At 67.4% G+C, this 12,205-nt stretch carries 11 protein-coding genes; 6 read left to right on the forward strand and 5 right to left on the reverse strand.

The features are described 5' to 3' along the window. From ACNPM4_RS01145 to ACNPM4_RS01155, 3 genes are all read right to left on the reverse strand, one after another. Positions 1–674, reverse strand: a 674-nt coding sequence (locus ACNPM4_RS01145) for a biotin/lipoyl-containing protein (protein ID WP_448984415.1), incomplete at its 3' end; no start/stop codon positions are given. 67 nt (positions 675–741) lie between these two features. Continuing rightward, positions 742–2,115, reverse strand: coding sequence for a dihydrolipoyl dehydrogenase (gene lpdA / locus ACNPM4_RS01150; RefSeq protein WP_448984416.1), 1,374 nt, complete (start codon positions 2,113–2,115; stop codon positions 742–744). A gap of 3 nt (positions 2,116–2,118) precedes the next feature. Then, positions 2,119–3,591: a leucyl aminopeptidase gene (locus tag ACNPM4_RS01155; RefSeq protein ID WP_448984417.1), complete on the reverse strand. Its 1,473-nt coding sequence runs from the start codon at positions 3,589–3,591 to the stop codon at positions 2,119–2,121. A gap of 114 nt (positions 3,592–3,705) precedes the next feature. On the opposite strand from ACNPM4_RS01155, the gene ACNPM4_RS01160 reads away from it, so the two are divergent. The 3 genes from ACNPM4_RS01160 to ACNPM4_RS01170 all read left to right on the forward strand — a co-directional run bounded on the left by ACNPM4_RS01160 (position 3,706) and on the right by ACNPM4_RS01170 (position 6,746). Next, positions 3,706–4,647, forward strand: a complete 942-nt coding sequence (locus tag ACNPM4_RS01160; RefSeq protein ID WP_029263252.1) for a proteasome assembly chaperone family protein — start codon at positions 3,706–3,708, stop codon at positions 4,645–4,647. 168 nt (positions 4,648–4,815) lie between these two features. Next, complete coding sequence (locus ACNPM4_RS01165) at positions 4,816–6,054, forward strand: RNA polymerase sigma factor (RefSeq protein ID WP_029263253.1); 1,239 nt, start codon at positions 4,816–4,818, stop codon at positions 6,052–6,054. After that, the gene (locus tag ACNPM4_RS01170) at positions 6,051–6,746 is read left to right on the forward strand and encodes a coenzyme F420-0:L-glutamate ligase (protein ID WP_029263254.1); all 696 of its coding nucleotides are present in this window, start codon (positions 6,051–6,053) and stop codon (positions 6,744–6,746) included. The genes ACNPM4_RS01165 and ACNPM4_RS01170 overlap by 4 nt, the downstream gene beginning before the upstream one ends. A 63-nt stretch (positions 6,747–6,809) precedes the next feature. Here ACNPM4_RS01170 and ACNPM4_RS01175 read toward each other — a convergent pair whose 3' ends face one another. Next, positions 6,810–7,826, reverse strand: coding sequence for a sugar-transfer associated ATP-grasp domain-containing protein (locus tag ACNPM4_RS01175; RefSeq protein WP_029263255.1), 1,017 nt, complete (start codon positions 7,824–7,826; stop codon positions 6,810–6,812). Between the two features lie 80 nt (positions 7,827–7,906). On the opposite strand from ACNPM4_RS01175, the gene ACNPM4_RS01180 reads away from it, so the two are divergent. Beyond that, on the forward strand, positions 7,907–8,611 hold the full coding sequence (locus ACNPM4_RS01180; RefSeq protein WP_262001010.1) for an alanine racemase: 705 nt from the start codon (positions 7,907–7,909) through the stop codon (positions 8,609–8,611). Continuing rightward, complete coding sequence (locus ACNPM4_RS01185; RefSeq protein WP_448984418.1) at positions 8,608–9,648, forward strand: alanine racemase; 1,041 nt, start codon at positions 8,608–8,610, stop codon at positions 9,646–9,648. Before ACNPM4_RS01180 ends, ACNPM4_RS01185 begins: the two co-directional genes overlap by 4 nt. Positions 9,649–9,654: 6 nt before the next feature. Here the strand turns inward: ACNPM4_RS01185 and ACNPM4_RS01190 are convergent, their stop codons facing one another. Continuing rightward, positions 9,655–9,873 carry a DUF7455 domain-containing protein gene (locus tag ACNPM4_RS01190; protein ID WP_029263258.1) on the reverse strand — a complete coding sequence of 73 codons (219 nt, stop codon included), beginning with the start codon at positions 9,871–9,873 and terminating at the stop codon, positions 9,655–9,657. 181 nt (positions 9,874–10,054) lie between these two features. Here ACNPM4_RS01190 and ACNPM4_RS01195 point away from each other — a divergent pair, with 181 nt between their 5' ends. Next, complete coding sequence (locus ACNPM4_RS01195; RefSeq protein WP_029263259.1) at positions 10,055–12,181, forward strand: DNA gyrase/topoisomerase IV subunit B; 2,127 nt, start codon at positions 10,055–10,057, stop codon at positions 12,179–12,181. The last annotated feature ends 24 nt before the right edge of the window (positions 12,182–12,205 follow it).

A 12,205-nucleotide genomic window follows, 5' to 3' on the forward strand; every position in this document is an offset into this window, starting at 1 on the left:
GCGGCCGGTGCCTCAGCTGCCGCTGCCGCGCCGGAACCGACGCGAGCGAGGACAGCGCCGACGGCGACGGTCTCGTCTTCGCCGGCGACGATCTCCTGCAGCACACCGGCGACCGGCGACGGGATCTCGGTGTCGACCTTGTCGGTCGAGATCTCCAGAAGCGCCTCGTCGACGGCGATGCTGTCGCCGACCTGCTTGAGCCAACGGGTCACGGTGCCTTCGGTGACACTCTCGCCGAGCTCGGGAAGCACGATGTCGGTCGCGTCGCCGGCGGGAGCGGATTCTGCAGCCGGCGTCTCCGCGGCGGGTGCGGGGGCCTCAGCGGCAGGTTCGGCCGCAGCAGGTGCGGATTCCGCGGGCGCGGCCTCGGCGGGCGCGGGTTCAGCGGGTGCAGCCTCGGCGGCAGTAGGAGCATCTCCCGCAGGAGCCGACTCGCTGCCATCGCCGATTCGCGCGAGAAGCGCACCGACCTCGACGGTCTCGTCTTCGGCCACGAGGATCTCCTCGATCACGCCGGAAACGGGGGAGGGGATCTCGGTGTCGACCTTATCGGTCGAGATCTCGAGCAGGCCCTCATCCGCCTGCACGGTGTCTCCCACCTGCTTGAGCCAGCGGGTGACCGTACCCTCTGTGACGCTCTCGCCGAGAGCGGGGAGGACGACGGATGTGCTCATGACTGAGTCTCCTTCAAGAAGTTGTATGACGCTTGTCTAGCTTAGTGACTCGGGCACCGGTTGGTGCTCAGAGGGCGTGCAGGGGCTTGCCGGCCAGTGCGAGGAAGGCTTCGCCGAGTGCCTCGCTCTGGGTCGGGTGGGCGTGGATCAGGGGGGCGATGTCCTCAGGATGCGCTTCCCAGGCGACAGCGAGCTGTCCCTCGGTGATGAGCTCGCCGACGCGATCGCCGAGCAGATGCACGCCGAGAACGGGGCCGTCCTTGAGCCGGACGACCTTGACGAGCCCGCTCGTCCCGATGATCTCACTCTTGCCGTTGCCGGCGAGGTTGTACTCGTAAGCGGCGACCGCATCGGCACCGTGCTCGGCGATCGCAGCCTCCTCGGTGACGCCGACCGAGGCGACCTCGGGGCTAGAGTACGTGACCTTGGGGATCTGCGCGTCCGGGATGTTCGCGGGGGACAGACCGGCGATGCGTTCGGCGACGGCGATGCCCTGCTGGAATCCGCGGTGGGCGAGCTGCAGGCCGGGAACGATGTCCCCCACAGCCCAGACCCCGGGAACGCCGGTGCGCAGGTTCTCGTCGACCGTCACGAAGCCGCGGTCGAGGGTGACGCCTGCCTCTTCGAATCCGAGGTCTGCGGTGACGGGGCCTCGTCCGACCGCGACGAGCAGGTAGTCGGCCGTGAACTCCTTGCCGTCTTCGAGCGTGACGGTGACCGAGGAGTCGTCCTGCGTCGCCGTCTGGAAGCGGACACCGAGCGAGTACTGGATGCCGCGACGACGGAATGCGCGCTCAAGGCCCTTGCTGAGGGCGATGTCCTCGTTCGGAACCAGGTGTGGCAGAGCCTCGATGATCGTGACCTCGGAACCGAAGGAGCGCCACACGCTGGCGAACTCGACGCCGATCACGCCACCGCCGAGGATGAGGACGCGCTCCGGGATGACGTCGAGCGCGAGCGCCTGCTCGCTCGTGAGGATCCGTCCGCCGATGTCGAGGCCGGGAAGTGAACGACTGTACGAGCCTGTCGCGAGCACCACATCGGCGCCGACGTACACATCATCGCCGACACTGACGCTGCGGTCGGCGTTCAGTCGGCCGAGACCGGCGACGGTCGTGATGCCGCGGGCCTTCACGAGGCCTTCGAGGCCCTTGAACTTCTTTGCGACGATGCCCTCGCGGTATGCCCGGACACCAGCTGGATCGATGCCCTCCAGCGTCGCGGTGACGCCGACGGAGGCGGCGTCGCGCACATGCTCGGCGACCTCGGCGGCGTGCAGCAGCGCCTTGGTCGGGATGCAGCCGCGGTGCAGGCAGGTGCCGCCGACCTTGTCCTTCTCGACGAGTGCGACGGACTTGCCGAGCTCACTCGCGCGCAGAGCCGCGGCGTAGCCGCCGCTGCCGCCGCCCAGGACGACGACGTCGAAGGTGTGGGTTGTCATGTGTCATGCCTCCTTGTGGGATGCTGCGGCGAAGGCGACGATCGATCGGACCATCGCCCCCGTGGGGCCCTTCTCCGTGAAGCCGTACGGTGATCCGCCGTGCTCGCCGGAGCCGGCGATGTCGAGGTGGACCCAGGGGGTGCGCGGGGCGTCCTCGGCCTCGGAAGTGCGGCCGACGAAACGGCGCAGGAACAGACCGGCGAACGAGGCACCTCCCATCCGGTCACCCATGTTCGCGTTCTGCAGGTCGGCGATGGGCGACTCGAGGGACTCCTCCATGTAGCTCGGCAGCGGCATGTGCCAGGCGGGCTCGTCGACGTGCTCGGCGGCAGCGAGGAACTCGGCGACGGTGTCGTCGTCGCCGAAGACGCCCGTGTGCCGGTGTCCGAGGGCGGCGACGATCGCACCCGTGAGAGTGGCGACGTCGATGATCACATCGGGCTGCTCGCGACTCGCCGCGACCAGGCCGTCGGCGAGGACGAGGCGGCCTTCGGCATCGGTGTTCTGGACCTCGACGGTCGTGCCGTCGAGGATGCGGATGACGTCGCCGGGACGGAGTGCTCGCCCGGACGGCATGTTGTCGGTGATGCAGAGCCACGCCGTCACGCGCACCGGCAGCTGCAGCGCGGCGATCGCGCGGAGCGCCGCGAGAGACGTGGCCGCTCCCGCCATGTCGAACTTCATCCCGACCATCGACGCCGCGGGCTTCAGGGACAGTCCCCCTGTGTCGAATGTGATGCCCTTGCCGACGAGGGCGATGTGTCGATTCGCACCCGCGGGGGAGTAGTCGAGGCGCACGAGCCGCGGCGGTCGGTCGGAGCCCTGTCCGACGCCCAGGATGCCTCCGAAGCCCTTCTCCGCCAGCTCCTTCTCGTCGAGGATCTCGACCGTGACGTCGAGGTCGGCGACGCTGTCGGCGGCACTCTGCGCGAGCTGCGCAGGGCTCTGCCACTCGGCAGGCACGTTGACGAGGTCCTTGATCAGCGCCACCGCATCGCCGATGGTCTGGGCATGGGCTGCCTCCTCATCGGTGAGCACCGCGTGGAGGGTGACCGCGGTGGCGCGGGTCTTGCCTTTCTCGGAACGGTATCCGTCGAAGCGGTGGCCGCCGAGGACCGCGCCCTCGGCCGCTGCAGGGGCGAACCCCTCGAGGCCGTCGGCGAGACCGAGCGCGACGTGGTCGAATCCGGTGAGGGAGCGCAGCGCGGCGCCGGCCGCATTGCGCACGGCGGCGGCATCGGGCTTGTCGCCTGCTCCCACGACCGCGAACGGCAAGGTGCTGACCTCGGGGAGGTGCACGCGGGCGAATGATCCGGCGGAGCCGGTGAATCCGATGCCGGCCAGCGCGTCCGCCAGGCCGGGGTAGGCGGACAGCGATTCCGCAGACTCGGGAAGAGTGGCGACGACGAGCACTGCGGCATCTGCAGCGCTTCCGGGGAACTGAGCGGTGGTGTGCGAGAGCACGGGAAGCGTCATGTCTTCCATCCTAGGATCTTCGCCGCAGCATGGTCGTCCGCCGCCCATGGGAGTGTTCGCTCTCAGCATGATGCGTCGCGCCCCGGTATCCGGACCTGCTCGTAGCATGGAGGCATGCCCTTCTCCGGTGAGATCCACGAACGTGTCGCGAATGCGCCGACAGTGCCGCACGGCCTGCCCCTGGTGGTTCTCCTCACCGGTTTCACCGATGCGGGCAGCGCCGTCTCCGGGCTCATCGACCACCTGCGCGAGACCGCGTCGCCCGAGCCGGTCATCGTCTTCGACAACGACGCTCTGCTGGACTATCGCGCACGGCGTCCGGTGATCTCCTTCGATCAGGATCACCTCACCGAGTTCCGTCCGCCCCGGCTCGAGCTCTCCCTCGCGACGGATGCCCTGGATCGGCCCTTCCTGCTGCTCGCCGGCTATGAGCCGGACTTCGCCTGGAACGCGTTCGCGAGCACGGTGCTGGATCTGGCCGCGGAGTTCGAGGTTTCCGGGCTCCACTGGGTCCACTCGATCGCCATGCCGGTGCCGCACACGCGTCCGATCGGCACGACGGTGAGTGGCAACCGACGCGACCTCACGGTTGCGCATTCGGTGTGGAGGCCGCGCACACAGGTGCCGGCCACCGCGGGACACCTGCTCGAGTACCGCTTCATCGAACGCGGCGAGCGTGCCGTCGGATTCGTGCTCCTGGTGCCGCACTATCTCGCGGAGACGGAGAACCCCGATGCCGTGATCGCCGCCGCCGAGAAGCTCATGGCCTCGACGGGCCTGGTGCTCATGCTCGACGCGGTGCAGGAGCGGCGCGAGGATTACCTGACCCGAGTGGGGGAGCAGGTCGCCGGGAACGACGAGCTGCAGCAGATGTTGCACAACCTCGAGCGTCGCTACGACGCCTACATGGCGGGGCGCAACCCCGACGACGATTCCTATGACGAGGGCGGATTCAGCGAGCGCGACCTGCCCAGCGCCGATGAGCTGGCGGCCGAGCTGGAGCGCTACCTCGCCTCTCGTCCGTCCGGCGACGAGGACAAGCCCGGTCGCGGTTGAGATCGATACGGGAGAACTTCGTCGGAATGCGTCCGCATCGCCACACGTGTGCGATACTAGGACTCTGACCCGTTGTCAATCAGTGTTTTCGAGCGCTGGACTTGACAAGGGTCTTACTAGTGTCCGAAATGTCCCGGGGCTACACAGCAGCTCCGTGAAAGGCGAAACGTGACTCCTGCCACGACGAAGAACACCCGGACGAAGAAGGCTGCCGAAGAGACGACCGCCGACGCTCCGGTCGAGGCCGATGCCCCCGAGAAGCCCGCGCCGTTGAGCGCGGCGAAGCGTGCTGCCGCAAAGCGCGCCCCCGTCAAGAAGAAGAAGGCCGAGGACGTCGTCGAAGAAGACGAGGCTCCTGCCGTGGCAGCTGTCGACGACGACGAGGACGAAGACGCCAAGCCGAAGTTCACCGAGCCGCTGCCGACCGGCGCGATCGTCATCTCGTCGAACGACGATGAAGACGTCCCGGTCTACTCGACGCAGATCACCGGTGCGACGGCTGACCCCGTCAAGGACTACCTGAAGCAGATCGGAAAGGTCGCGCTACTGAACGCGGCCGAAGAGGTCGAGCTCGCCATGCGCATCGAGGCGGGTCTGTTCGCCGAAGAGAAGCTGTCGGCGATGACGGCGGCCGAGAAGACGAGCCAGCTCGGACTCGACCTGCAGTGGGTCGCCCGCGACGGCCAGCGCGCGAAGAGCCACCTGCTCGGTGCCAACCTCCGTCTCGTCGTCTCCCTCGCGAAGCGCTACACGGGCCGCGGCATGCAGTTCCTGGATCTGATCCAGGAGGGCAACCTCGGGCTGATCCGCGCTGTGGAGAAGTTCGACTACACCAAGGGCTTCAAGTTCTCGACCTACGCCACCTGGTGGATCCGTCAGGCGATCACCCGTGCCATGGCCGACCAGGCCCGGACGATCCGCATCCCGGTGCACATGGTCGAGGTCATCAACAAGCTCGCCCGCGTGCAGCGTCAGATGCTGCAGGACCTCGGTCGCGAACCCACTCCGGAAGAGCTCAGCCGCGAGCTGGACATGACGCCGGAGAAGGTCGTGGAGGTGCAGAAGTACGGCCGCGAGCCCATCTCGCTGCACACTCCGCTCGGTGAGGACGGCGACAGCGAGTTCGGCGACCTGATCGAGGACACCGAGGCCGTGGTCCCCGCAGACGCCGTGGGATTCACCATGCTGCAGCGTCAGCTGGAACAGCTGCTCGACTCGCTCTCCGAGCGCGAAGCAGGCGTGATCCGCATGCGCTTCGGCCTGGGCGACGGTCAGCCGAAGACCCTCGACCAGATCGGCGACACGTTCGGCGTGACGCGCGAGCGCATCCGCCAGATCGAGTCGAAGACGATGGCGAAGCTGCGTCACCCGAGCCGTTCGCAGTCCCTGCGGGACTACCTCGAATGAGCCAGGCGAACGACGGCAAGGCTCTCGAGGCGAGCGTCGACGGCAAGAACTATGCGCGCATCCCGCTGCGCACTCGCGTGGTCATGCCCGAGGACGACCTCGATGCGATCATCACCGAGTACGCCAAGGACGCGGTGCAGCCGGGCGACCTGCTGTTCGTGACCGAGAAGATCGTGGCGATCACGCAGGGGCGGTCGTACCGTCTCGATGAGATCAAGCCGCGCAAGCTCGCGTTGTTCCTGTCGAAGTACGTCACCCGCACGCCGTACGGCATCGGGCTCGGCATGCCGGAGACGATGGAGATGGCGTTGCGGGAGTGCGGTACGCCGCGGATCCTCTTCGCTTCGGCTGTGGCGGCGGTCACCAAGGCGTTCGGTCGCCGGGGAGACTTCTATCGCATCGCGGGCGATAAGGCACGCGCGATCGACGGACCGACCAAGCACACGATCCCGCCGTACAACGAGGCGGTCGTGCTCGGGCCGAAGGATCCCGACGGTGTCGCGGCCCGCCTCAAGAAGCTCGTCGGCGGTCACGCGGAGGTCGCCGTGGTCGACATCAACGATCTCGGTGGCAACATCCTCGGTTCGACGCTCGACAAAGACGGTGAGCGTCGTCTGGTGAAGATCCTCGGCGACAACCCGCTCGGCCAGGGCCTCGAGTCCACGCCGCTCGGTATCGTCCGCGCGATCTGATCTCTCGGAACTCACGAAGAAGGCCCCGGACGCTCGAGCACCCGGGGCCTTTCTCTTCATGGTTCAGAAGCCGATGACCTCACGATAGCGGGGCTTGTGACCGGTGCGGATGCCGGTGACGCTGGGCTTGTTCTCATAGACGCCGGCGCCCCAGTTGCCCTCGACGAGCACGGGGCCGTCGGGGGACACGACGATGTCCCAGCCGACGTACTGCACCTGCGGCACGACACGGGCGACCTCATCGATGAATGCCCGCACCTCGTCCATGTACGGCAACTGGAAGTCGGCGATGCGGAAACCCGAGTCGGGGTGCGTCTCGTGCACGTGCCCGTGCGAGTCGTACCCGGCTCCCACGGCGTGGCCGTTCTCATCGAGCATCGTGTAGAAGCCGCCGAAGGTCATCTGATCGCTGACCTCGCCGCGGCCGAACTTCTGCGCCATCGCGAGGATGTGCGCCTTCTCGCCGTCGAAGAACGCGGTGATGCGGGTGGTGTTCACGGTGCCGGGGCACACGGCCGCCAGGGCGTCGTGCTGACGGATGACCTCTTCGATGAGCAGTTCGCCGCGCTCCAGCAGTCCGCGGTGGAACTCGTTCCAGTCCTCGATGTCGGCAGCGTGGTAGCGGTGCACTCCGGTGCCGGCCTGCCCCACCGGCTCCTTCGTCACGATCGTGCCGAGGCGCTGGGTGAGCTCACGCACGGCGTCGGCGTTGCCTTCTTCGACGACCATCCACTCGCGCTTCAGGAACGCGGAGAACTGCTTGTCGAACTCGACCTTGTCCTGGAAGATCCAGCGGTAGTCCGGGTGGTCGTACCGCTGCGAGAGCTGGTTCGACACCGGATGCGTCATGTAGGTCTCGCGCTCGGCCTTGGTGAGCATGGCGAAGTCGTAGTCGATGTAGTCCTGGAAGCCGACGTTGTGACGGGCGGCGGACCACAGCATGTCGACGATGATGCCGGGTACGGCCTTGTGGTGCTGCTCCGAAGCCTCTTTCGCTCGTTCCACCACCGATCCGACATCGATGCGGCGGGCACGTCCCAGCAGGTAGCGGATGCGGGGCGTGAGGGAAAGACGAGACATATGGCTCCAGGGTCGGGGTCTCCACCAGTCTACGGGGGCCGCGCAGGTCCACGTGGGAGTCGGAAGCTAGGGTGGAGGACGTGTGTGAGACGACTTCCAGCGCCCTGCCGCGAGCGATCATCTCCCGGTCTGCCCTGGCTGCAGGGGCGTCAGCGGCGGTGATCGCCGGCGGGCGCGTCGCCGATCTGCGTCGCGATGCCTGGGGGCACGGCGTGCTCGCTGTCGCTCAGGCGGTGACCGCCGCCGGCGCGGAGCAGGTGCTGGTCGACGCCGACGGAGAGGTCGAGGCGCTGCGTCTGGAGGGGATCGTCGGGGTGACCTCCGGCGACGCCGATATCGATCCGACTCTGTTGTACGGACTTCCTGATGAGTCAGGCGTCCTCGTGACGGAGCCCGTGATGCGCCTCACCGGCCGCGTGCTGTCCACCAAGCGCCTTCGTGCCGGCGACGCAGTCTCGTACGGCTACACCTACCGCGCGTCCGCAGACACGACGGTGGCGCTCGTGACGGGCGGTTACGCACAGGGCATCGTGCGAGCGCTCGGGAACCAGGGGCTCGTCGACATCGACGGTGTCGCGCGACCCATCATCGGGCGCGTCGCCATGGATGTCTGCGTCGTCGACCTCGCCGGCTCCGAAGTCGAAGCCGGCGCGGAGGTCACCTACTTCGGTGGACACGGCACCGCTGCGGACGGACTCGCCCGATGGAGCGCGGTCACCCGGATGGCGGCGGCGGAGCTCGTTACGGTGGCCGGTGCACACGCGGTTCGGGGGTGGGAGGCATGAGCCGCCCGGAGCTGCGCGTCAGCAGCAGCGTCTTCCGCACGAACATCGAGGCCGTGCGCACGCGGATCGCGCCGTCGGCCCTCATGCTCGTGCTCAAGGACGACGCATACGGACACGGACTCGCGTGGGCCGTCGAGACGGCGGTCCAGGCAGGCGTCGAGCGGTTCGGCAGCTACGACATCGCCGGTGGGCTGAGCGTTCGACGCATCGCCGGCGGGGATGCGCGGATCTTCGCATGGGCGACATCGACGGATGCTGAGGTCGACGACGCCCTCCTGCAGCAGATCGATCTCGGAGTGGGAACGACCGCCTACCTGCGGCGGATCATCACCCGCGCCGAAGCCCTCGGCGTGTGCGCGCGCGTGCACCTGAAGATCGACACGGGGCTGCACCGCAACGGCATCCTGCCGGAGGATTGGGCAGCGACGGTGGCTGAGGCCCGGGCGGCGGAGCGTGCAGGACTCCTCGAACTCGATGGCGTGTGGAGTCACATCGCCGAGGCGAGCGACGAGGAGGACGACGATGCGCAAGAGGTGTTCCTGGACGCGGTGCGCGTTGTGGGGGAGTCGGGGCCGGTCCCCGCTTCGCTGCACCTGACCGCCTCAGCGGCATCCTGGTGGCGTCCCGAGATGCGCGGCACGGTGTCGCGAATCGGAGCGTTCTGCTACGGCATCCGTTCCGCCGACGGCCCTGAGCTGCCGGGCGTCCGTCCGGTGGCGAGTCTGGTGGCGACCGTCGTCGATGTCGACGCAGGCGACGCCGTGATCTCGATCGGCAGTTTCGACGGTTTCCCCTCGACCCTCAGGGGTGTCGACGTGGGGACGCCGGACGGTGCCCGGAATCTGATGGCCGTCGATCAGACGACGTCGGTCGTCGCCGGGTGGCCGGGCCTCAGCGTGGGGGACGAGGTCACCCTGTTCGGCGCGGGTGAGCGCGGAGAATCGTCTGCGACCACGCTCGCTGAGCGTATCGACACGGTGGGCGAGGAGATCCTCACCCGGCTGACCGCTCGGGTCCGCCGGGTCGTACAGGACTGACGGGCGTCAGACCGCCTGGATCAGGCGTGCTGTCTCGTCGTGCCAGCTGGTCGCGATGCTGCGGAGCTTCTCTTCGTACTTGCGGCCGTGGTGGGCGCAGAACAGGAGCTCGGAGCCGTTCACCTCGGCGGCGATGTACGCCTGAGCGCCGCAGGAATCGCAACGATCCATGGCCGTCAGACGGAACTCGATGGTGGAGGTGTCACGTTCGGTCGTTGCATTCATCTCGGTGCCTCCTCGGGTGTCGGCTTCGCTTGCTGATTTGGTCAATACAACCACGCTGCACCTGTGTGCATGCCCGGTTTGCGGCGTGTTTCGCTCAGCGCGTACGGGACGGGAACGGACTGGACGCGCGCGGGGAGTGTCTGCGGCTGGAGCGCAGGTCGCGAGAATAGACTCAGAGATTGTGAATGCCGAGTATTCTGCCCACCATCTCCAGGTGCTTGAAGGGCTCGAAGCTGTCCGCAAGCGCCCGGGCATGTACATCGGGTCGAACGGTTCGCCGGGCCTCATGCACTGCCTCTGGGAGATCATCGACAACTCCGTCGACGAGGCGGTGGCAGGCAACGGCACGAAGATCGACATCATCCTTCACGCCGACGGCAGCGTCGAGGTCCATGATCGCGGCCGCGGCATCCCCGTCGACGTCGAGCCGCGTACCGGCCTCACCGGCGTCGAGGTCGTCTACACCAAGCTGCACGCGGGCGGAAAGTTCGGCGGTGGCTCCTACGCCGCATCGGGTGGTCTGCACGGCGTCGGCGCATCGGTCGTGAACGCGCTCTCGGAGCGCCTCGACGTCGAGGTGGATCGCGGCGGGAAGACCTATGCGATGTCGTTCCATCGCGGCGAGCCCGGCATCTTCAAGGATTCGGGAGAGAAGCGCCCCGACGCCCCGTTCACACCGTTCCAGGAGAACAGCGAGCTCCGCGTCATCGGCAAGGCGCCTCGCGGCGTCACCGGAACCCGCGTGCGCTACTGGGCCGACCGTCAGATCTTCACGAAGGATGCGGCCTTCCAACTCGCGGAGCTCGAGACGCGGGCGCGCCAGACGGCCTTCCTCGTTCCGGGGCTCGAGATCGTCGTCAAGGACGAGCGCGCTGCCGGTCAGGTCGTCCCGATCCCTGATTCCGACGGTGAGACCACCACGCTCGGCCCCGTCGAGACCTCCTACCTGTACGAAGGCGGCATCTCGGAGTTCGTCGAGTACCTGGCGACCGATCCTCCTGTCACGGACACCTGGCGCATCCAGGGGGAGGGAACGTTCAAGGAGACCGTTCCCGTGCTACAGGCCGACGGGCACATGGTCTCCACCGAGGTGGAGCGAACGTGCGCCGTCGACATCGCGCTGCGCTGGGGCACCGGTTATGACACCCGCGTCCGTTCATTCGTCAACATCATCTCCACGCCCAAGGGCGGTACCCACCAGCAGGGGTTCGAGCAGGAGCTCCTGAAGGTGTTGCGGACCCAGGTCGAGCAGAACGCGCGCCGCCTCAAGGTCGGCAACGACAAGCTCGAGAAGGACGACGTCCTGGCCGGTCTCACGGCGGTCCTGACGGTCAACGTTCCGGAGCCGCAGTTCGAGGGCCAGACCAAGGAGATCCTGGGCACGCCGGCGGTGCGCGCGATCGTCGCCCAGGTGATCCGCAAGGACCTGGGGGAGCGCTTCAGCTCGACCAAGCGCGACGACAAGAACCAGGCGTCGCAGCTGCTCGACAAGATCGTCTCCGAGATGAAGGCCCGCGTGTCCGCGCGCGCCCACAAGGAGACGCAGCGCCGGAAGAACGCCCTCGAGTCGTCGACTCTTCCCACCAAGCTCGTCGACTGTCGAACGAACGAGGTGGACCGCAGCGAGCTCTTCATCGTCGAGGGCGACTCGGCGCTCGGTACCGCGAAGAACGCGCGCAACAGCGAGTTCCAGGCCCTGCTGCCCATTCGAGGAAAGATCCTCAACGTGCAGAAGGCCTCCGTCGGCGACATGCTGTCGAACGCCGAGTGCGCCTCGATCATCCAGGTGATCGGTGCCGGTTCCGGGCGGACGTTCGACCTCAGCGCCGCTCGCTACGGGAAGATCATCCTGATGAGCGACGCCGACGTCGACGGCGCGCACATCCGCACGCTGCTGCTGACGCTGTTCTTCCGCTACATGCGACCGCTGATCGAGGATGGTCGCGTGTTCGCCGCCGTACCGCCGTTGCACCGGGTCATCGTGATGAACCCGGGGTCGAAGCCGAACGAGACGATCTACACGTACAGCGAGCAGGAGATGCACGCGCTGCTGACGAAGCTCCGCAAGGCCGGCAAGCGCTGGCACGAGCCGATCCAGCGGTACAAGGGTCTCGGTGAGATGGATGCCGAGCAGCTGGCCAACACGACCATGGACCGCTCCGGCCGCCTGCTGCGTCGGGTGCGCATGGAGGATGCCGAGGCCGCGGGCCGTGTCTTCGAGCTCCTGATGGGCAACGAGGTGGCGCCGCGCCGCGAGTTCATCATCGACTCGTCCGACCGGCTGTCTCGCGAGTCGATCGACGCCTGATCCGGGCCTGGCGAAGGAACGGGA

This window comes from Microbacterium umsixpiens, assembly GCF_053543675.1.

Coding starts and splice junctions, on each gene's coding strand:
- lpdA (WP_448984416.1), bottom strand. CDS start 2,115: ATGACAACCCACACCTTCGACGTCGTCGTCCTGGGCGGCGGCAGCGGC.
- ACNPM4_RS01155 (WP_448984417.1), bottom strand. CDS start 3,591: ATGACGCTTCCCGTGCTCTCGCACACCACCGCTCAGTTCCCCGGAAGC.
- ACNPM4_RS01160 (WP_029263252.1), top strand. CDS start 3,706: ATGCCCTTCTCCGGTGAGATCCACGAACGTGTCGCGAATGCGCCGACA.
- ACNPM4_RS01170 (WP_029263254.1), top strand. CDS start 6,051: ATGAGCCAGGCGAACGACGGCAAGGCTCTCGAGGCGAGCGTCGACGGC.
- ACNPM4_RS01175 (WP_029263255.1), bottom strand. CDS start 7,826: ATGTCTCGTCTTTCCCTCACGCCCCGCATCCGCTACCTGCTGGGACGT.
- ACNPM4_RS01185 (WP_448984418.1), top strand. CDS start 8,608: ATGAGCCGCCCGGAGCTGCGCGTCAGCAGCAGCGTCTTCCGCACGAAC.
- ACNPM4_RS01190 (WP_029263258.1), bottom strand. CDS start 9,873: ATGAATGCAACGACCGAACGTGACACCTCCACCATCGAGTTCCGTCTG.